This window comes from Streptococcus infantis, assembly GCF_047460405.1.
In the GTDB taxonomy this organism is placed as follows: domain Bacteria; phylum Bacillota; class Bacilli; order Lactobacillales; family Streptococcaceae; genus Streptococcus; species Streptococcus infantis_Q.
This window is the reverse complement of the sequence record NZ_JASHGH010000020.1, coordinates 1-21,416: the sequence shown is the minus strand read 5'-3', so window position 1 is coordinate 21,416 and position 21,416 is coordinate 1. Positions and strand designations below refer to the sequence as shown.

At 34.2% G+C, this 21,416-nt stretch carries 20 protein-coding genes, 3 tRNA genes and 1 rRNA gene; 18 read left to right on the top strand and 6 right to left on the bottom strand.

The window, feature by feature from the left end; translation table 11 throughout:
- Positions 1-61 precede the first annotated feature (61 nt).
- Positions 62-604 carry a TetR/AcrR family transcriptional regulator gene (locus QM928_RS08920; protein ID WP_070458211.1) on the top strand — a complete coding sequence of 181 codons (543 nt, stop codon included), beginning with the start codon at positions 62-64 and terminating at the stop codon, positions 602-604.
- 213 nt (positions 605-817) lie between these two features.
- Here the strand turns inward: QM928_RS08920 and QM928_RS08915 are convergent.
- From QM928_RS08915 to rlmH, 6 genes are all read right to left on the bottom strand, one after another.
- Positions 818-891: transfer RNA gene (locus QM928_RS08915), tRNA-Asn, on the bottom strand.
- Positions 892-1,020: 129 nt separating this feature from the next.
- Positions 1,021-1,764, bottom strand: a complete 744-nt coding sequence (gene comE, locus QM928_RS08910; RefSeq protein WP_075231093.1) for a competence system response regulator transcription factor ComE — start codon at positions 1,762-1,764, stop codon at positions 1,021-1,023.
- Positions 1,761-3,080 (bottom strand): competence system sensor histidine kinase ComD, encoded by a 1,320-nt coding sequence (gene comD / locus QM928_RS08905; RefSeq protein ID WP_414267879.1) that lies wholly within the window; start codon positions 3,078-3,080, stop codon positions 1,761-1,763. Before comD ends, comE begins: the two co-directional genes overlap by 4 nt.
- 22 nt (positions 3,081-3,102) lie before the next feature.
- Positions 3,103-3,237 (bottom strand): ComC/BlpC family leader-containing pheromone/bacteriocin, encoded by a 135-nt coding sequence (locus QM928_RS08900; protein WP_080979250.1) that lies wholly within the window; start codon positions 3,235-3,237, stop codon positions 3,103-3,105.
- A gap of 165 nt (positions 3,238-3,402) precedes the next feature.
- A tRNA-Arg gene (locus QM928_RS08895) sits at positions 3,403-3,476 on the bottom strand.
- A gap of 43 nt (positions 3,477-3,519) precedes the next feature.
- Positions 3,520-3,999, bottom strand: coding sequence for a 23S rRNA (pseudouridine(1915)-N(3))-methyltransferase RlmH (gene rlmH, locus QM928_RS08890; protein ID WP_281335674.1), 480 nt, complete (start codon positions 3,997-3,999; stop codon positions 3,520-3,522).
- Between the two features lie 183 nt (positions 4,000-4,182).
- Here rlmH and QM928_RS08885 point away from each other — a divergent pair, with 183 nt between their 5' ends.
- From QM928_RS08885 to QM928_RS08805, 17 genes are all read left to right on the top strand, one after another.
- Positions 4,183-5,367, top strand: a complete 1,185-nt coding sequence (locus QM928_RS08885) for a S1C family serine protease (RefSeq protein ID WP_414295066.1) — start codon at positions 4,183-4,185, stop codon at positions 5,365-5,367.
- Positions 5,368-5,423: 56 nt separating this feature from the next.
- Positions 5,424-6,182 (top strand): ParB/RepB/Spo0J family partition protein, encoded by a 759-nt coding sequence (locus QM928_RS08880; protein ID WP_414295067.1) that lies wholly within the window; start codon positions 5,424-5,426, stop codon positions 6,180-6,182.
- Between the two features lie 221 nt (positions 6,183-6,403).
- Positions 6,404-7,759 (top strand): chromosomal replication initiator protein DnaA, encoded by a 1,356-nt coding sequence (gene dnaA / locus QM928_RS08875; RefSeq protein ID WP_414295068.1) that lies wholly within the window; start codon positions 6,404-6,406, stop codon positions 7,757-7,759.
- Between the two features lie 157 nt (positions 7,760-7,916).
- A complete protein-coding gene (gene dnaN / locus QM928_RS08870; protein WP_049508360.1) occupies positions 7,917-9,053 on the top strand; it encodes a DNA polymerase III subunit beta in 1,137 nt (378 codons plus the stop codon).
- 66 nt (positions 9,054-9,119) lie between these two features.
- Positions 9,120-9,314, top strand: coding sequence for a DUF951 domain-containing protein (locus QM928_RS08865; RefSeq protein WP_153224628.1), 195 nt, complete (start codon positions 9,120-9,122; stop codon positions 9,312-9,314).
- A gap of 84 nt (positions 9,315-9,398) precedes the next feature.
- Positions 9,399-10,514, top strand: coding sequence for a redox-regulated ATPase YchF (gene ychF / locus QM928_RS08860; protein ID WP_153224627.1), 1,116 nt, complete (start codon positions 9,399-9,401; stop codon positions 10,512-10,514).
- A gap of 73 nt (positions 10,515-10,587) precedes the next feature.
- On the top strand, positions 10,588-11,157 hold the full coding sequence (pth, locus tag QM928_RS08855) for an aminoacyl-tRNA hydrolase (RefSeq protein ID WP_045613244.1): 570 nt from the start codon (positions 10,588-10,590) through the stop codon (positions 11,155-11,157).
- Positions 11,150-14,653, top strand: a complete 3,504-nt coding sequence (gene mfd / locus QM928_RS08850) for a transcription-repair coupling factor (RefSeq protein ID WP_414295069.1) — start codon at positions 11,150-11,152, stop codon at positions 14,651-14,653. Before pth ends, mfd begins: the two co-directional genes overlap by 8 nt.
- 64 nt (positions 14,654-14,717) lie before the next feature.
- Positions 14,718-14,984 (top strand): RNA-binding S4 domain-containing protein, encoded by a 267-nt coding sequence (locus QM928_RS08845; protein WP_001234970.1) that lies wholly within the window; start codon positions 14,718-14,720, stop codon positions 14,982-14,984.
- The gene (locus tag QM928_RS08840) at positions 14,977-15,345 is read left to right on the top strand and encodes a septum formation initiator family protein (RefSeq protein WP_000277028.1); all 369 of its coding nucleotides are present in this window, start codon (positions 14,977-14,979) and stop codon (positions 15,343-15,345) included. The genes QM928_RS08845 and QM928_RS08840 overlap by 8 nt, the downstream gene beginning before the upstream one ends.
- 6 nt (positions 15,346-15,351) lie before the next feature.
- Entirely contained in the window at positions 15,352-15,474 is a 123-nt protein-coding gene (locus QM928_RS08835) for an SP_0009 family protein (RefSeq protein ID WP_045762396.1), read from the top strand.
- Complete coding sequence (locus QM928_RS08830; RefSeq protein ID WP_414295070.1) at positions 15,467-16,735, top strand: serine hydrolase; 1,269 nt, start codon at positions 15,467-15,469, stop codon at positions 16,733-16,735. Before QM928_RS08835 ends, QM928_RS08830 begins: the two co-directional genes overlap by 8 nt.
- A complete protein-coding gene (gene tilS / locus QM928_RS08825; RefSeq protein WP_414295072.1) occupies positions 16,732-18,009 on the top strand; it encodes a tRNA lysidine(34) synthetase TilS in 1,278 nt (425 codons plus the stop codon). Before QM928_RS08830 ends, tilS begins: the two co-directional genes overlap by 4 nt.
- Before the next feature lie 4 nt (positions 18,010-18,013).
- The gene (gene hpt / locus QM928_RS08820) at positions 18,014-18,556 is read left to right on the top strand and encodes a hypoxanthine phosphoribosyltransferase (RefSeq protein ID WP_414295073.1); all 543 of its coding nucleotides are present in this window, start codon (positions 18,014-18,016) and stop codon (positions 18,554-18,556) included.
- Between the two features lie 16 nt (positions 18,557-18,572).
- Positions 18,573-20,531, top strand: a complete 1,959-nt coding sequence (gene ftsH, locus QM928_RS08815; protein WP_414295074.1) for an ATP-dependent zinc metalloprotease FtsH — start codon at positions 18,573-18,575, stop codon at positions 20,529-20,531.
- Between the two features lie 498 nt (positions 20,532-21,029).
- Positions 21,030-21,101: transfer RNA gene (locus QM928_RS08810), tRNA-Glu, on the top strand.
- 255 nt (positions 21,102-21,356) lie between these two features.
- A 16S ribosomal RNA gene (locus QM928_RS08805) occupies positions 21,357-21,416 on the top strand; the annotation flags it as partial.

Below are 21,416 nucleotides of genomic sequence, written 5' to 3'. Positions count from 1 at the left end.
AAGACAAGATAAAAAAAGTATTTTTGAACACATTGTCTAAAATTGTTCATCTGGAGGGAACATGCAAGAAAGCAATAAACGATTAAAAACCAAGCGTATTATCGAAAATGCCATGGTAGAATTATTGATGGAACAACCATTCGATCAGATTACAACTGTTAAATTAGCACAAAAAGCTGGAATTAGCCGCTCAAGTTTCTATACTCATTACAAAGATAAATACGATATGATTGAACATTACCAAAGTAAACTATTTCATACCTTCGAATATATCTTTCAAAAACATGCCAATCACAAACGAAATGCTATTCTAGAAGTATTTGAATACTTAGAATCAGAACCACTTCTAGCAGCTCTTTTATCTGAAAATGGAACCAAGGAAATTCAAAATTTCTTGAGAAATAAACTTCACATCCTACTGAGTACAGACCTTCAAAAACGTTTTATGCAACTCAAACTAAATGAAATAGAATTAGAATACAGTAGCGTCTACCTGACAAATGCTCTATTTGGAGTCTGTCAAACCTGGATTGCCCACGGAAAAAAAGAAAGTCCACAAGAAATCACAGACTTTTTAATGAAAATGTTAAGGGATACAAATTAATAAAAAAGCTCTATAATAGTTATAGGAAATCACCCCCCTATGAATATTATGGAGCCTATTTTGTTATTCTTATTAGGCTAAGGCAATACAATTTCCTTAGTTTTATTTTCGGACACAAATCATTATCTATCCGTATGTTAGGTATGCCTCCCTTCATTACATCGGATAAAGAATCAAAAAAAGGAACATCAAATTAGTGTTCCTTTCATCTGACTCCGCCAGTAGGACTCGAACCTACGACATCATGATTAACAGTCATGCGCTACTACCAACTGAGCTATGGCGGATTAAATAGTCCGTACGGAATTCAAACCCGTGTTACCGCTATGAAAAGACGATTTCTTAACCAACGGACCCTCTACCTGTAGCAGATATAACCATTATATCAATTTATCAAAAATTGTCAATTACTTTTTTTAGTTTTTAGCCATTAGTTCTCTCAATTTTTTAGTTTTTAGGCGAGAGATAGGACAACGATGATCTTCATAAAATACAACTTCCATTTTTTTACGATCAATTTCTCTCACATTACCGATATTGACTAAAAATGACTTGTGAGCTAGATAAAAACGTTGGGTTTCCTTATCCTTTTCTTGAATATCTGTCATTGTTCCATAAAATTCTTTTGCAAAATTCTTACCTACAATTCGTAATTTATGAGAAGTTCCAGTTGTCTCAATGTAGAGAATATCATGATAAGGAATACAAAGATCATTTCCTTTATAACTATAATCAAAATAATCAACGACTGATTGGTTTTCAAGTAAAGTAGTTTTAGTGTAAAGCACACAGTCGGCAACTCTATTTTTAAAAACTTGATCACTGGTTTCTTTATCAATGAAATCCAATGCTGAAACTTTGTATTTATAAGTCAAGGTAGCAAATTCAGATCGACTTGTAATAAAAACAATAATGGCATAAGGATTGCGATGACGAATAAATTGAGCAACCTCAAATCCTTTTCTCTCAATCCCATTGATATCAATATCTAGAAAATAAAGCTGATTAACTTCATCATGCTCTACATATTCCATAAACTCTCTCACTTTTCCTGTTGTTTTATAGGAGATAGGAATATTTGTTTCCTTAGAAATTTTATTCAGAGTTGTTTCCAACCTTACTTGGTGTTCTATAATATCTTCTAAAATTAATACTTTCATATCAGTTCCCTCTTAAATCTAATCACTTGTTTAAATACATCATTATCAATTTCTGTTTCTAAAATAACATTGTCATATTTTCCTAAAATTTCTTTAACATTATTAAGTCCAAGTCCTCTATGTCTTCCTTTAGTTGAAAATCCTAATTCAAATAAATCTTCGGATTTTACCTTTCTTTTTTTACAAGAGTTTTGGATAACAACTAGGGTTTCAAGATCCAATTTGATGATAGCTACCTCTAGTTGTTTTTGATAGCTTTCAACTGCCCCCTCAACGGCATTATTGAGCAGAACGCTCATCACGCGCACCAAATCTAACAATTCCATAGACAAAGGTGTGATAATATCTTTTACCTCTAATGTGTACTCTACATCATTCGTTTTCGCATTGACAATAGATTGAGCAATCAAACTACGAAGAGCTGAATCCTCAATATTGTTCAAATCGAAATAGGTATACTTGTCTGAACGTAATTTTTGATTCGCCTTTACAAGAACTTCACTGTAAACTCTGTCAATTTCTTGTAAATCTTTACTTTCGATCGCCATTCTTAAGCTGACAAGCATTCCTGTATAGTCATGACGAAAACCACGAATTTCATTATATAAAGTAACAATCTCATCCGTGTAAGTTTGTAAATGTTTTTGCTCAAACTTCTTTTGTTCCAATTCAATCTCTTTTTCTATCTGAACCTTGTGAGAATTCATAGAAAAGAAAGTCAAAAGTAGGCCAACAAAAATAATGGATGATAAAATACTTCCAAAACCATTTAAGTGGCGAATCGTACTCACAATATCTGAAGTGAAAGAGACAACGTGTAGAAAAATAAATGTAAAGAGCACTTTTTTCAGAAAAGGATATAGATAGTCTTTATCAAAATATTTAAATTCGAGATGGAAATAAGAAACAACAACTTTAATAACCAAATAAGTTAAGATCAGGATAAATAGAGAAAAATAATTGTTATACTTCAATGCAAACTCATCTCCTGTAATAGATGATAAGGTTACTGATAAAAAGTTATTAGTACTATTATATAAAAGAGAAAATAATAGACTGATAAAAATTCCCTTAGATTTCTCATACTTCTTAAATCCAACAAAGTAACCAAATAGGAGGAAAGGAAATAAAAATTTAGACAAACCAAAACTATCTAAGTTCAAGAAATGGAGAGTTACTTCTAATACTAATGGTAGTAGAAAGATATAAAGACTAAAAAAATATTGGTCTTTTCTAGTTGCTTTACAAACCCATTCATGAATTTTACTAATAATAAAAACATAAACAATAGCAATTACTAATCCGAATAAATCCATTATTTCCCACCTTTATTTTTACTTACTTACTTTTTGAAAAAAGAAAATTATTTATTGTATACATAGGTCTCCATTCCCCACCTCTAATTTCCTGCAGTTCTTTTTCGTTCAATTCTTGGAAATCTTTCATTTGAGCAAAATCTGTATTCTTTTTCATAATATAAACTCCTATAATGTTTTTCTTGTAAATTAACTTACAAAAATATTATATAAAATCTACGATACCTATAGAGAATTATTTCTCAAATGCTCAAATTTTATTCTGAAATGTCAAATTTTTACAAAAAAAGCTGGGATTTTTTCCCAGCTTACGATTTAACACTGATCCCAGCAGGATTCGAACCTGCGACCGTTCGCTTAGAAGGCGAATGCTCTATCCAGCTGAGCTATGAGACCTCACTAATCTATCTTATCAAAAAAAGCTAGCTTAGTCAATCATCTATTTATGATAGGGAGAGCCCTGTTGAATCGAAAACGCTCTATAAATTTGTTCTACTAAGACTAATCTCATTAGTTGATGAGGAAGCGTCAATCTCCCAAAACTAACAGAGAGATTGGCTCTTTTTTTCACCTCTGAAGATAGTCCTAAACTCCCACCGATGATAAAAGTGATTGTCGAAAATCCATTAATAGAGGCTCTTTCAAGCTGCTTACTGAACTCTTCAGAAGAAAAAGTTGTTCCTTCAATAGCTAAAACAACTACAAAATCACGTTCCCCTACTTTAGCAAGAATGCGGTTCCCTTCCAACTCCAAAATCTTTTGATTTTCAGATTCGCTGGCCCGATCTGGTGTTTTTTCATCAGCCAACTCAATCATTTCTAGATTAGCAAATCGTGAAATTCTCTTGGAGTATTCTGCTATGCCATCTTTGAGATATTTTTCTTTCAGTTTTCCAACTGTTACCACTTTAATTTTCATTCTTCTATTCTAACATATTCACACTCAATTTCACATCTTATTCACAGATAAGATTTTGAAAAACTTCAATAAATTCACAGGTTTTTGAAAGTTATCCACAAGTTGTGAAAAACTTTTTGTTTTTAAGCTTGGATTAAGCTAGCTATTTTATACTTTCATTGATTAAAAAACATGGAGGCTTCTATGAAAAACTTAAAAACTAGTTCCAAAAAATGGGGACAACTTTTAGTAGTCATTCTCATTAGCTTTTTTAGTGGTGTTTTAGGTACTTTTACGACATTGCAGCTAAGTCAAAAACAAAACACTAATCCAACAAATACCACCACTGTCAGCAAAACAGCTGTAAAAAATGAAAACTCAACCACACAGGCAGTCGATAAAGTTAAAGATGCTGTAGTATCTGTCATTACTTACTCCGCAAACTCCCAAAATAGTTTATTTGGATCTACAGATACTGATACAGATACAAATACTGAGCAAGTATCTAGTGAAGGTTCTGGAGTTATTTATAAAAAAGAAGGTAACTTTGCTTACCTCGTAACCAATACTCACGTTATTAATGGCGCTAAAAAAGTTGATATTCGTTTAGCAGATGGGACTAAAGTTCCAGGTGAAATTGTTGGTTCTGATACTTATTCAGATATTGCCGTTGTAAAAATTGCTGCAGATAAGGTGACTACCGTAGCTGAATTTGGAGATTCTGATCAACTAACAGTCGGAGAGACTGCCATTGCAATCGGAAGCCCTCTAGGTTCTGAGTACGCCAATACCGTTACACAGGGTATCGTGTCAAGTTTAAATAGAAATGTTTCTTTAAAATCTGAAGATGGACAAGCTATCTCTACAAAGGCTATCCAAACAGATACAGCCATCAACCCTGGAAACTCTGGCGGTCCCTTAATCAATATTCAGGGACAAGTAATCGGAATTACATCTAGTAAAATAGCCACAAACGGTGGAACTTCTGTGGAAGGACTTGGATTTGCGATTCCTTCAAACGATGCCATCAATATTATCAATCAATTAGAAAAGAATGGAAAAGTCACTCGACCAGCCTTGGGCATTCAAATGGTCAACCTTTCAAATCTTAGTAGCAGTGATTTACAAAGATTGAATGTACCATCAAGTGTCACTGCAGGAGTAGTTGTTCGTTCTGTTATAACTAGTATGCCTGCCAATGGACATCTACAACAATATGACGTCATTACAAAAGTAGATGATAAAGCTATTTCTTCAACTACTGAATTACAAAGTGCTCTATATAGTCATTCTATCGGAGATAGCATGACCATTACATACTACCGTAATGGCAAGGAAGAAACAACTACCATTAAATTAGATAAGAGTACTAGTGATTTGGAACAATAGTTTACAGATATGTAAAGTTGCTTTACAGAATATCTAAGTTGTGTTAATGTAGAATTATGGAAGAAATTAAAATTGTTCAAATAAAAGATATTCAAAAAAATCCCTATCAACCTCGGAAGGAATTTTCAGAAGAAAAAATACAAGAACTGGCACAATCTATTAAGGAAAACGGCTTGATTCAGCCTATTATCGTTAGAAAATCTCCAGTACTTGGATATGAAATCCTAGCTGGAGAAAGGCGATATCGTGCTTCAATAGCTGCCGGACTTTCAGAAGTTCCAGTCATTATTAAGCAACTTTCTGATCAAGATATGATGCTTCATTCTATCATTGAAAATCTCCAACGCGAAAATTTAAATCCTATCGAGGAAGCTAAAGCATATCAATCCTTAATTGATAAAGGTTTTACCCACACAGAAATTGCTGAAAAAATGGGGAAATCTCGACCTTATATTACAAACCTAGTTCGATTGTTAGGGCTACCTAAACATATCCTGACAGAAGTCGGAAGTGGGAAGCTTTCCCAAGCTCATGCTAGACTCCTCATTCAATTATCAAGCGACAGACAAGATACACTCTTGCATCGTATTCAAACAGAAAATCTTTCAGTTAGACAAGTTGAACAAATACTACAAAAAAATAAGAAGAGTAGTAAAAAAGAAAAAGACCACTTTGTCAAAGAGGAAGAGCAAAAATTGAAAAAAATACTCGGATTAGATGTTCAGATTAGCCTTCAAAAAAAAGATAGCGGTAAAATCTCAATTTCCTTCCATAACCAAGAAGAATACCAACAATTTATTAACAGCCTGAAATAAGGCTGTTATTTTATTATTCTTAACTAACATGGTTATCCACCGATTTATCTTTTTAAAAAACCATATATTTCAGATTTCTCCTTAGTTATCCACAACTTGTGGATAAAAACTAAAAACATTGTTAATTGTTTTCCACAAGTTGTGGAAAAATAATCTTATCTATGGTAAAATGATTCTATCAATAAAACTTTAAAATTTTATAGTAAAGGAGGAGAAAGTCATTGAAAGAAAAACAATTTTGGAATCGTATTTTAGAACTTGCGCATGATCGGTTGACTCAATCAGTTTATGATTTTTACATCTTAGATGCCACCCTAGTTAAAGTAGAAAATGCCACTGCAACGATTTTCTTACCCCGAGATGAGATGCAGATATTTTGGGAAAGAAATATCAATGGAATCCTTTTAACAGCAGGTTTTGAAATCTATGATACTGAAATAAAGGCGCATTATGTCTTCACGAAAGTTGAAGAAACTGCCTCTCAAATAGCTATAGAACCTGATTCTATTAGCGATTATCAGACAATTCCCTCCACTATTCCATATTCTGAAACTGGACTCAAGGAAAAGTATACTTTCGATAATTTTGTCCAAGGAAATGGTAATGTTTGGGCTAAGTCCGCAGCTTTAGCAGTTTCTGAAGATCCTGGACTAACTTATAATCCTCTATTTATCTATGGAGGTCCTGGACTTGGAAAAACTCACCTGCTAAATGCCCTTGGTAATGAAATTCTAAAAAAGAGTCCAAATGCGCGTGTTAAATACATACCTGCTGAAAGCTTCATTAATGAATTTCTAGAGCATTTGAGACTCAATGATATGGAAAAATTCAAAAAAACTTATCGTAGTTTGGATCTCCTACTCATTGATGATATTCAATCTCTTAGTGGAAAGAAAGTACAAACTCAAGAAGAGTTTTTCAATACTTTTAATGCCCTTCACAATAATAATAAACAAATTGTTTTAACAAGCGACCGTAGGCCTGAACATTTAGAAAGTCTACCTGAACGTCTGGTCACGCGCTTCTCGTGGGGATTAACGACAGATATCACACCACCTGATTTTGAAACACGTATTGCTATTTTACAGAGTAAGACTGAACATCTCAATTATCATTTTCAGAATGATACACTCGAATATTTGGCTGGACAATTTGACTCGAACGTGAGAGAGCTAGAGGGTGCACTCAACGACATCAGCTTGATGGCCAAAGTCAAAAAGATTAACAACATCACAGTAGACATCGCTGCTGAGGCTATTCGTGCTCGCAAACAAGACGTTAACAAAATGATTGTGATTCCAATTGATAAAATACAAACAGAAGTGGGAAACTTTTATGGTGTTAGTGTCAAGGAAATGAAGGGAACTAGACGTGTTCAAAATATCGTTTTAGCCCGTCAAGTTGCCATGTACCTAGCCAGAGAAATGACAGATAATAGCCTTCCTAAAATTGGAAAAGAGTTTGGTGGCAAAGACCACACAACGGTCATTCATGCCCATGGAAAAATCAAATCCATGCTTGAAACAGATGATAATTTACGTTTAGAAATCGAAGCAATCAAAAAGAAAATTAAATAACTTGTGGATAACTTTAGAAAAATTTCTTTATTTATCCACACTTTTTAAACAAGGCTCTTTCCTTGAGTTTTCTTGATTAGCATCTGTTTTCCACAGTTTTCACACGCTCTATTATTACTATTATCCTTCTAATAATAAAAAGAATAAAGGAGAATCCATGATTCATTTTTCAATTAATAAAAACTTATTTTTACAAGCCTTAAATACAACAAAGAGAGCTATTAGCTCAAAGAATGCAATTCCTATTTTATCAACTGTAAAAATTGATGTTACCAATGAAGGAATTACCTTGATTGGATCAAATGGTCAAATCTCAATCGAAAATTTCATCTCGCAAAAAAATGAAAATGCAGGTCTCTTGATTAACTCTTTAGGTTCAGTTCTACTGGAAGCTTCTTTCTTTATCAATGTTGTTTCAAGTCTTCCAGATGTAACACTTGATTTTAAAGAGATTGAACAAAAGCAAATTGTCTTAACTAGTGGAAAATCAGAGATTACTCTTAAAGGGAAAGATAGTGAGCAATATCCACGTATCCAAGAAATTTCTGCAAGCAACCCTCTAGTTCTTGAAACAAAACTTCTTAAAAAGATTATCAATGAAACAGCTTTTGCAGCTAGTACCCAAGAAAGCCGTCCTATTTTGACAGGTGTCCACTTTGTTTTAAGCAACCACAAAGAATTAAAAACAGTTGCGACAGATTCTCACCGTCTCAGTCAGAAGAAATTGACACTTGAAAAAAATAGCGATGATTTTGATGTTGTCATCCCAAGTCGTTCGCTACGTGAATTTTCAGCTGTTTTTACGGATGATATCGAAACAGTAGAGATTTTCTTCGCCAATAATCAAATTCTCTTTAGAAGTGAAAATATTAGCTTCTACACACGTCTCTTAGAAGGAAATTATCCAGATACCGATCGATTGATTCCAACAGATTTCAATACAACAGTGACTTTTGATGTTGCTAAACTACGCCAGTCTATGGAACGTGCTCGACTCTTATCAAGTGCGACACAAAATGGTACTGTTAAATTAGAAATCAAAGAAGGAGTTGTAAGTGCTCATGTTCATTCTCCAGAAGTAGGGAAAGTAAACGAAGAAATTGATACTGAAAATGTAAGTGGTGCTGATTTGACGATTAGTTTCAACCCAACTTATTTGATTGAAGCACTAAAAGCTTTGAATAGCGAAAAAGTTACAATCAGCTTTATTTCAGCAGTTCGTCCATTTACTCTGGTTCCAGCTGATACAGATGAAGACTTCATGCAGCTCATCACGCCAGTTCGTACAAATTAATGGAAAGAGGTTGAGCCTAGCTCGCCTCTTTTATGATATAATCGAAAAAGAAAAAGGAGACTAACTATGTATAAAGTTGGAAATTTTGTTGAAATGAAAAAACCACACGCTTGTACAATCAAGTCAACTGGTAAAAAAGCAAATCGCTGGGAAATTACCCGTGTTGGAGCAGACATCAAGATAAAATGTAGTAATTGTGATCATGTGGTCATGATGAGTCGCTATGACTTTGAAAGAAAAATGAGTAAAATCATCGACTAACCCACCATCATAAGAGAGTTAGCAAGTTTTCCCTTTTTGTGTTATAATATTGAAGATTGAAATGTGAACGGAGAATGAGAAACTATGGCTTTAACAGCAGGTATTGTAGGTTTACCAAACGTTGGTAAATCAACCCTATTTAATGCAATTACAAAAGCAGGAGCAGAGGCTGCAAACTATCCTTTTGCGACCATTGATCCAAACGTTGGAATGGTAGAAGTTCCAGATGAACGCCTCCAAAAATTGACGGAAATGATTACTCCTAAAAAGACAGTTCCAACAACCTTTGAATTTACAGATATTGCAGGGATTGTAAAAGGAGCATCAAGAGGAGAAGGTCTTGGGAATAAATTCTTGGCCAACATCCGTGAAGTTGATGCGATTGTTCATGTGGTTCGTGCCTTTGATGATGAAAATGTCATGCGTGAACAAGGTCGTGAAGATGCCTTTGTGGATCCACTAGCAGATATTGATACCATTAACCTAGAGTTGATTCTTGCTGACTTAGAATCAGTCAATAAACGCTATGCGCGTGTAGAAAAAATGGCGCGTACGCAAAAAGATAAGGAATCAGTTGCAGAATTTAACGTTCTCCAAAAGATTAAACCTGTTCTTGAAGATGGAAAATCAGCTCGCACCATCGAATTTACAGATGAAGAACAAAAAGTTGTCAAAGGTCTCTTCCTTTTGACAACTAAACCAGTTCTTTATGTTGCCAATGTAGATGAGGATGTGGTTTCAGAACCTGACTCTATCGACTATGTCAAACAAATTCGCGAATTTGCAGCGACAGAAAATGCTGAAGTAGTAGTTATTTCTGCGCGTGCTGAGGAAGAAATTTCTGAGTTAGACGATGAAGACAAGCAAGAGTTTCTTGAAGCACTTGGGTTAACAGAATCAGGCGTTGACAAGTTGACTCGTGCAGCATATCACTTGCTTGGGCTTGGAACTTACTTCACAGCTGGTGAAAAAGAGGTTCGCGCTTGGACCTTTAAACGTGGTATGAAGGCTCCTCAAGCAGCTGGTATTATCCACTCAGACTTTGAAAAAGGCTTTATTCGTGCAGTTACCATGTCATATGAGGATCTAGTGAAATACGGTTCTGAAAAGGCTGTAAAAGAAGCTGGACGCTTGCGTGAAGAAGGAAAAGAATATGTCGTGCAAGATGGCGATATCATGGAATTCCGCTTTAACGTTTAATAACATTTAATAAATAGTGTCAATTAGGTTGGAAAAAAATTCCAACCCTTTTGGCTTTTGAAAGGAAAAATAAATGACCAAATTACTTGTAGGATTGGGAAATCCAGGGGATAAATATTTTGAAACCAAACACAATGTTGGATTTATGCTGATTGACCAACTAGCAAAAAAACAGAATGTTACCTTTACACACGATAAGATATTCCAAGCTGAACTAGCTTCATTTTTCCTTAATGGGGAAAAAATTTATCTGGTGAAACCGACGACTTTTATGAATGAAAGTGGAAAAGCTGTTCATGCATTGTTAACCTACTATGGTTTAGATATTGAAGATTTACTGATTATTTACGATGATCTTGACATGGAAGTCGGAAAAATTCGTCTTCGTGCTAAAGGATCAGCTGGTGGTCATAATGGAATTAAGTCGATTATTCAACATATTGGTACACAGGTTTTCAATCGTGTAAAGATTGGCATTGGAAGACCTAAAAAAGGAATGTCAGTAGTTCATCATGTTTTGAGTAAGTTTGATCAAGAAGATTATATTGGTATTTTACAGTCAATTGACAAGGTTGACGATGCTGTAAATTATTATTTACAAGAAAAAAACTTTGAAAAGACGATGCAGAAATATAATGGGTAAGGAAATGGCATTAATCGATTTCTTTTTAGAGAATAAACAAATTCTATCTTGGCATGAGAACTTACCACAGAAACAAAGACAATTATTGCTAGGTCTTTCTGGCTCAGCAAAATCTTTAGCGATTGCTAGTAGTCTGAAGAGTCAGGATAAGGTTTTAGTGATGACTTCCACATATGGAGAGGCTGAGCGTCTGATTAATGATTTAATCTCCATATTAGGTTCGGATCTAGTTTATCCATTTCTAGTAGATGATTCACCGATGGTCGAATTTTTGGTATCATCTCAGGAAAAGTTTTTTTCTCGGGTTGAAGCTTTGCGGTTTCTAAGAAATGAGTCTCAAAGAGGGATTTTAGTTTGTAACGTCGCAGCTAGTCGAGTATTCTTGCCGAATCCTCAAGTTTTTGATGATAGTATCTTAGAACTTCAAGTGGGGCAAGAATGCGAACAAAGAGAATTAAAGAATCACTTGATTTCTCTTGGTTATAAGAAAGTTACACAAGTTCAAAGTCAGGGAGAATTTAGCCTTCGTGGAGATATTCTAGATATATTTGAAACCTCTCAAATTTGTCCTTATCGGATTGAATTTTTCGGTGATGAGATTGATGGCATTAGAGAATTTGATACTGAAACTCAATTATCAAAAGATAGTAAAACTCAAGTACTAATCTATCCAGCTAGTGATATTTTGTTAACAAATGAAGATTATCATCGTGGTCAGAAATTTTTAGAACATGAGATTGATAAGGCACTATCTCCAACTTTAAAGTCTTACCTAGAAGAAGTTTTTAGTTGTACGAAAGAGCAAGTTCTTCATGCGGATATTCGCAAGTTTTTGTCTGTATTTTATAAAAAACAGTGGACCTTGATAGACTATTTGAATCAAGTTCCTGTTATATTTGATGATTTTCAAAAAATCATGAACCAGTACGATGCTTTTGATAAGGAAACAGCTAGCTACTTTACAGAAGATTTACATAATAGTAAAGCAGTATCAAGTTTACAATATTTTGCTGATGTAGAAAGTCAGTTTAAAAAACATGTACCAGCGACTTTCTTTTCAAATTTTCAAAAAGGGCTTGGAAATTTGAAATTTAATAATCTTTACCAGTTCAATCAATATCCTATGCAGGAGTTCTTTAATCAGTTTTCTTTTCTGAAAGAAGAAATTGAACGTTACAAAAAATTAAAGTATACGATTGTTCTTCAATCAAGTAGTAAAACTGAACTAAAGAAACTGTCAACGATTCTTGATGAATACGATATTAAAGTTGATAATAGTAATGAAAGTAAAATCTGTAAAGGAACTGTCAATCTTATTGAAGGAAATCTTCGACTTGGATTTCATTTTGTAGATGAAAATCTTGTATTTATCACTGAATATGAAATTTTTAAAAAGAAGATTAAACGCAAGTATCGAAGACAAAATATCAGTAATGCTGAGCGATTAAAGGATTATAATGAACTTCAAAAAGGAGACTATGTTGTTCACCAAATTCATGGTATTGGTCAATATTTAGGGATTGAAACGATTGAAATCAAAGGGATTCATCGAGACTACGTAAGTGTTCTATATCAAAATGGGGACCGTATTTCCATCCCTGTGGAACAGATACAGACTCTTTCTAAGTATGTTTCTAGTGATGGTAAGGCTCCAAAGTTAAACAAATTAAACGATGGACGTTTTAAAAAAGCGAAGCAAAAAGTAAAGAGTCAAGTTGAAGATATTGCAGATGATTTAATTAAGTTATATGCAGAGAGAAGTCAACTTAAAGGTTTTGCATTTTCAAAAGATGATGAAGACCAAAACGCTTTTGACGAAGCATTCCCATATGTAGAGACTGAGGACCAACTTAGAAGTATCGAAGAGATTAAGAAAGATATGCAGGCTTCTCAACCGATGGACCGACTTTTAGTTGGAGATGTTGGATTTGGTAAGACAGAAGTAGCTATGCGAGCTGCATTTAAGGCTGTCAATGATCATAAACAGGTTGTCGTTTTAGTGCCAACAACCGTTCTTGCTCAGCAACATTACAGTAATTTCAAGGAAAGATTTGAACAATTTGCTGTCAACGTAGATGTTTTGAGTCGTTTCAGAAGTAAAAAAGAACAGACTGAAACACTTGAGAAGTTAAAAAAAGGTCAAGTAGACATCTTGATAGGGACCCATCGAGTCTTGTCTAAAGATGTTGAGTTTGCTGATTTGGGGTTGATGATTATTGATGAAGAGCAACGTTTTGGTGTTAAGCATAAGGAAGCTCTCAAGGAATTAAAAAAGAAGGTTGATGTCTTAACCTTGACAGCGACACCAATTCCTCGAACTCTTCATATGTCTATGCTAGGTATCCGAGATTTATCAGTCATAGAGACTCCTCCAACAAATCGATATCCTGTTCAAACCTACGTACTTGAACAGAATGATCGTATCATTCGTGATGCTGTATTGAGAGAAATGGATCGTGGTGGTCAAGTTTACTATCTTTACAACAAAGTTGACACGATTGAAAAGAAGGTCTCAGAGTTACAAGAATTGATTCCAGAAGCTTCTATTGGATTTGTCCATGGTCAAATGAGTGAAATTCGCTTAGAAAATACACTTCTTGATTTCATTGAAGGACAATATGATATTTTAGTAACTACAACAATCATCGAGACAGGAGTAGATATTCCAAATGCTAATACCTTGTTTATAGAAAATGCAGATCATATGGGATTGTCAACCTTGTATCAATTAAGAGGTCGTGTTGGTCGTAGTAATCGAATTGCTTATGCTTATCTCATGTATCGTCCAGATAAAACTTTGACAGAAGTTTCTGAGAAGAGATTAGAAGCTATCAAAGGTTTTACTGAACTGGGTTCTGGTTTCAAAATTGCTATGCGTGATTTATCCATTCGTGGAGCTGGAAATCTTTTAGGAAGCTCGCAGTCTGGATTTATCGATTCTGTTGGTTTTGAGTTGTACTCTCAGTTGTTAGAAGAAGCAATAGCTAAGAAAAATGGAACTGACAAAAAACGTGAAAAAGGAAATGCTGAGTTACTACTACAAATCGATGCCTATCTCCCAGATGATTATATATCGGATGAAAGACATAAAATTGAGATTTACAAGAGAATTCGTCAGATTGACAATCGTGTCAACTATGAAGAATTACAAGATGAGTTGATCGATCGTTTTGGAGAATATCCAGATGTGGTTGCTTACCTTTTAGAAATTGGATTAGCTAAAGCATATCTTGATAAAGTATTTGTCAATCGTGTAGAAAGAAAGGTTAATAAGCTGGTCATTCAGTTTGAAAAAATATCGCAACAATTATTTTTAACACAAGATTATTTCCAGGCTCTTTCTCAGACAAGTTTGAAGGCTAATATTTCAGAAAATCAAGGTTTAATCGAAGTTGTTTTTGATATTCATAATAAAAAGGATTATGAGATTTTAGAAGGTCTTTTAACTTTTGGAGAATCATTAGCAAATATAAAAGAATCAAAAGAGTCACATTAGGAGTTATCTTTTTTCTTCTATAAAAGGGAGAAAAATGGTACAATAATAATTTGAGGTAATAAAAATGAGATTAGATAAATATTTAAAAGTATCAAGAATTATTAAGCGTCGTACAGTGGCTAAAGAAGTTGCAGATAAGGGACGTATCAAGGTAAATGGTATTCTTGCAAAGAGCTCTACAGATTTAAAAATCAATGACCAAGTTGAAATTCGTTTTGGAAATAAATTGTTGCTCGTAAAAGTGTTAGAAATGAAAGATAGCACTAAAAAAGAAGATGCCGCAGGTATGTATGAAATTATCAGCGAAACAAGGGTAGAAAATGATGTATAAAAAAATAGTGCAAATGAATAATTCTTTTATTCAAAATGAACACCAACGTCGTAAATACTTGATGGAAGAACGACAAAGACGAAATCGTTTTATGGGTTGGGTTTTGATTTTGATTATGTTGTTGTTCATCCTACCAACCTATAATTTGACTCAAAGTTATCAGCAACTACTCGAACGTCGCCAACAGTTAGCCGATCTGAAAAAACAGTATCAAGAATTGAGCGATGAAAAAGATAAAGAATCAAATCTTGCAACCAAATTAAAGGACGAAACATACGCAGCCAAGTATTTGCGTGCAAAATATTACTATTCAAAATCATGGGAGGAAGTTTATACTATTCCAGACTTACTTCCTAGGTAATGTAAAATGGAAAATTTATTAGATATTGTAGAAAAGTTTTTAAGTCAATCAGATGAAAAATTAGAAGAGTTAGCTCAAAAAAATCATCTGTTACGGCTACAAGAAGAAGAGGAAAAAAAGAATGCGTAAATTTTTAGTGATATTACTACTTCCTATTTTTTTAAAAAGTGTCCAAGTAGTAAGCACTGAGAATCCAGTTATCATTCCAAACCAAGAAGTTTATTCCTTAACCCATGCTTCGTATCATTTTTACTATCAAGATGTTATAGAATCTCCAAAATTTTATGGTGAAACGTCTGTTTATTCTACAGAAGATTTGATTAAAGAATCAGGAAAAGTCAATGCAGATACAAAATTATCTGTTTTAGAATGGAGATTAAATAAACAAGGACAGCCTGTCTTTAAATTGTCAAATAATCAGTTTGTGATGGCTGATAAACGACTTTTATACGATAGTTCAATTGTCAACGATTTTTCTAAACGAGTATGGTTAGAACCAGGATTTGTCGTTTATAATAGTCCTTATGATCAACAAGAATTAAAGTCTACTTTAGCAGCTTATCAAGAAGTTGAAGCAGATATGTCTATTTTTGCTGGTGGTCATGAATTTTTACATATCAAACAAATTGGTTGGGTTTCGACGGATTACATTTCCAATGACGACAATCGTATCCAGAAAGTACAAGAGTTGTTATCTGCGAATTATCAAAATGAACAGTTTTCTATTTATGTTAAACAATTGAGCACGGGTAAGGAAGCTGGGATTAACGAAGATCAAAAAATGTACGCTGCTAGTGTTATGAAATTGCCTTATCTTTATTATGTTCAAGAAAAAATCAATCAAGGTGATTACCAACTTGACACGAAATTGAAGTACGTTTCTGAAGTAAATGATTTCCCTGGTTCTTATAAACCTGAAGGAAGTGGAAGCCTCCCTAAAACAGCGGACAATAAAGACTACACTCTCAAAGATTTAATTACAAAGATAGCTAAAGAATCTGACAATGTAGCTCATAATATTCTTGCTTATTATATTACGAATAAATCAGATGAAACCTTTAAAAAAGAAATGGCTACTATCACAGGTGAAGAGTGGAACGTAACAGAGAAGTTAGCTTCAGCTAAAATGGCTGGTCAAGTTATGGAATCTATTTACAATCAGAATGGTTTTGTTTTAGAATCTCTATCGCAAACAGCTTTTGATAATCAGCGGATTGCTAAGAATATTTCTGCTAAGGTAGCCCATAAAATTGGGGATGCAGATGAATTTAAACACGATGTAGGAATAGTCTATACAGATTCTCCTTTCATTATTTCAATCTTTACCAAAAATTCTGATTATGATACCATTTCTAAAATTGCTAAGGATGTCTATGAGGTCCTAAAATGAGAGACCAAGATTTTTTAAATCATTTTCTAGAAAAAGGTTATTTTAAAGATCATTCACGAGTTGTACTAGCCTTATCTGGTGGATTGGATTCGATGTTTCTCTTTCACCTCCTATCAACCTATCAAGAAGAACTCGGGATTGAATTATTTTTAGCTCATGTAAACCATAAACAACGATTAGAATCGAATAATGAAGAATATGAATTAAGAAAACTAGCTGAACAAGTTGGGGTTCCAATTTACGTAGCTCATTTTACTGGAGATTTTTCAGAAGCAAATGCTCGTCAATTTCGCTATGATTTTTTTAGAGAAGTAATTGAGAAAACTTCTTCTACAGCCCTTGTAACAGCTCATCATGCAGATGATCAGGCTGAAACGATTTTTATGCGATTGATTCGAGGTGTTAGGTTGCAACACTTATCAGCTATAAAAGAGAGACAAACGTTTGATAAGGGGGAATTAATTCGTCCGTTGCTTTCTTTTTATAAGAAGGATTTTCCTGAAGTTGAGCATTTTGAAGATAGGACGAATAAAGAAAATCATTATTTTCGCAATCGAGTTCGTAATATTTACTTACCACAACTGGAAAAAGAAAATATTCAGCTAAAGAGAGCGTTTTTAGAGTTTGGAAAAGAAGTATCTGACTATCAAATTGCTCTGACTGAATTATCTCAAACAGTCAATGTGGAAGATTTAACTCAGTTTTTATCTTTTAGTGAAGCAACACAGCGAGTTTTACTACAACAATACCTTAGTTGTTTTGCTGATTTAAATGTAACAAGAGAACAATTTCAAGAAATTCATCATATTTTAAAAACTAAGAGTCAATATCGCCATTGTATAAAAAATGGTTATGAACTTGTAAAAGAATACAAGCACTTTCGAATTTGTAAAATCAGACCAAAGTCTGATGAAAAAAGTAGTGAGTGTGTGTTAAACTATCAAAATCAAGTTCATTATGAAGGTTATTTATTTTCATTTGGAATCCCTCTAAAAGGGGAAAATGTTCAAAAGATGAATGTTTCTCGTGAAACATCGTTGATTTTACGGCATCGACAGCCTGGTGATTATTTGATAAAAAATGGTCATCGTAAAAAACTAAGACGACTTTTTATTGATTTAAAAATTCCTAAAGAAAAACGAGAAAAAGCTATTATCATTGAGCAATTTGGAAAAATTTGTTCAGTTTTAGGAATTGAAATCAGTGATTTGAGTAAAAAAATGAAAAATGATATAATGAACACTGTACTTTATATAGAAAAAATAGATAGGTAAAATCATGTTAGAAAAAGATATCAAGAAAATTTTGATTTCACAAGATGAAATTACAGAAGCAGCTAAAAAATTGGGTGCTCAGTTGACAAAAGATTATGAGGGAAAAAATCCGATTTTAGTTGGAATTCTAAAAGGTTCTATTCCTTTTATGGCAGAATTGGTGAAATATATTGATACACATCTTGAAATGGACTTTATGATGGTCTCTAGCTATCATGGTGGGACTGTAAGTAGTGGTGTCATTAATATTAAACAAGATGTAACTCAAGATATTAAAGGTCGACATGTTATCTTTATAGAAGATATTATTGATACTGGTCAAACCTTGAAGAGTTTGAGAGATATGTTTACTGCAAGAGAAGCAGCTTCTGTTAAGATTGTCACAATGCTTGATAAACAAGAAGGTCGTACAGTAGAAATCGAAGCAGATTATACATGTTTTACAATTCCAAATGAATTTGTTGTAGGCTACGGTTTAGACTATAATGAAAACTATCGTAACCTTCCTTATGTAGGTGTATTGAAAGAGGAAGTTTACTCAAAATAGAAGGGTAAGTGTTTGAATGCAAAAACAAAATAATGGTTTCATAAAAAATCCATTTCTTTATTTGTTGATGATTTTCTTGCTAGTGACAGGATTCCAGTACTTTTTTGCTGGCAGATCCGCTGGTCATAGTCAACAAATTAAGTACTCAGAATTGGTTCAGGAAATCACTAACGACAATGTAAAAGAAATGACCTACCAACCAAGTGGTAGTGTTATTGAAGTGTATGGTGTCTACAAAACTGCTAAGACAGAGAAACAAGAAACGGGAATTCAATTTTTTACACCCTCTGCTACAAAAGTAGAGAAATTTACAAGTATTGTCCTCCCATCAGATACAACTGTAGCGGATTTGCAAAAGCTAGCAAGTGAACATCAAACACAAATTGAAGTGAAACACGAAAGCTCAAGTGGTATGTGGATTAACATCCTGGTTTCAGTAGTACCATTTGCTATCTTATTCTTCTTCCTCTTCTCTATGATGGGAAATATGGGCGGAAATAGCGGACGTAATCCAATGAGTTTTGGACGTAGTAAAGCTAAGGCTGCTAATAAAGAAGATATCAAAGTTCGCTTCTCAGATGTCGCAGGCGCAGAGGAAGAAAAACAAGAACTTGTTGAAGTTGTTGAATTCTTAAAAGATCCAAAACGATTTACAAAATTAGGTGCTCGGATTCCAGCTGGTGTTCTCTTAGAAGGACCTCCGGGAACTGGTAAAACATTACTTGCCAAAGCAGTCGCAGGAGAAGCTGGTGTACCATTCTTTAGTATTTCAGGTTCTGACTTTGTAGAAATGTTCGTCGGTGTCGGTGCGAGTCGTGTACGTTCTCTCTTTGAGGATGCAAAAAAAGCAGCACCAGCTATTATCTTCATTGATGAAATTGATGCCGTTGGTCGACAACGTGGTGTCGGTTTAGGTGGAGGTAATGATGAACGAGAACAAACCTTAAACCAACTCTTGATTGAAATGGATGGTTTTGAAGGAAATGAAGGAATTATTGTCATTGCGGCAACAAACCGTTCAGATGTTCTTGATCCGGCTCTACTTCGTCCAGGCCGTTTTGATAGAAAAGTATTAGTTGGTCGTCCAGATGTTAAGGGACGCGAAGCAATTTTGAAAGTCCATGCTAGAAATAAACCTTTAGCTGAAGATGTAGATTTGAAATTGGTAGCACAACAAACTCCAGGTTTTGTTGGTGCCGATTTGGAAAATGTATTGAATGAAGCAGCCTTAGTTGCAGCTCGTCGTAATAAATCAGTGATTGATGCTTCTGATATTGATGAAGCTGAAGATCGTGTTATCGCTGGACCATCTAAGAAAGACAAGACAGTTTCACAAAAAGAACGTGAATTGGTTGCCTACCATGAGGCAGGACACACCATTGTCGGTCTAGTATTGTCAAATGCCCGTGTTGTTCATAAAGTTACCATAGTACCACGTGGACGTGCAGGCGGATATATGATTGCACTTCCTAAAGAAGACCAAATGCTTTTATCTAAAGAAGATATGAAAGAGCAATTAGCTGGCTTAATGGGTGGACGTGTAGCTGAAGAGATTATCTTTAACGTCCAAACAACTGGAGCATCTAATGACTTCGAACAAGCTACTCAGATGGCGCGTGCGATGGTTACAGAGTATGGTATGAGTGAAAAACTTGGTCCAGTACAATATGAAGGAAGTCATGCCATGTTTGGTGCACAAAGCCCTCAAAAATCAATTTCAGAACAAACAGCTTATGAAATTGACGAAGAAGTTCGTTCATTATTGAATGAAGCACGAAACAAAGCTGCTGAAATTATCCAGTCAAATCGTGAAACTCACAAGCTAATTGCAGAAGCATTATTGAAATACGAAACATTGGATAGTACACAAATTAAATCTCTATACGAAACAGGAAAGATGCCTGAAACAATAGAAGAGGAATCACATGCACTATCTTATGATGAAGTAAAATCAAAAATGAGTGAAGAAAATTAATTATCTTAAATACTATAAACAGAGGAAGCGCAAGTTTTCTCTGTTTTTTTAAAAAAAGTTGAGGAAACTCGAATTTATAGTGAATGGAACCTAGAATAGTACACTAAGGATTCTAAAACGTATCTAGAAATTAATTTTACTTTCCTAATCTTTTTGTTCATATCTTATTTCAATCCACTATAAATCAAAGATTTCGATATATAGAAAACAAAATACAAGTTCACTTATTTCAATGCTCTCTTAGAGGAAATGATTCAAATTTTCTGAAAATAAGAATGCAACAGTTACTTGAATAATATGAAGAAATGTTTTTAAAAAACGATTATTGTAAGAAAAAATATTATCCGAAACTCTGGGCAGACGAACGGTTTAAAGGCCGCAAAGCCCTTCTCAGAGAGCTGAAGGAAACATTACAAGACTTCTAAAAAAAAATTAAAAAAAGGTGTTGACAAAGTAAGAAAAGTCGGTATAATAGTAAGAGTTGAAAATAACAACTCTGGTCCGTTGGTCAAGGGGTTAAGACACCGCCTTTTCACGGCGGTAACACGGGTTCGAATCCCGTACGGACTATGGTATGTTACGGTTGAAACACTTGATCTAAAAAGTTTTAAAAAAAACTTAAAAAAGTTTCAAAAAAAGTGTTGACAAGCGAAAGCGACTGTGATATACTAATATAGTTGTCACTTGAGAGAAGTGAGTGACAAAGACCTTTGAAAACTGAACAAGACGAACCAATGTGCAGGGCACTACAACTAAGATTGTAGTACTGAACAATGAAAAAAACAATAAATCTGTCAGTGACAGAAATGAGTGAGAACTCAAACTTTTAATGAGAGTTTGATCCTGGCTCAGGACGAACGCTGGCGGCGTGCCTAATACATGCAA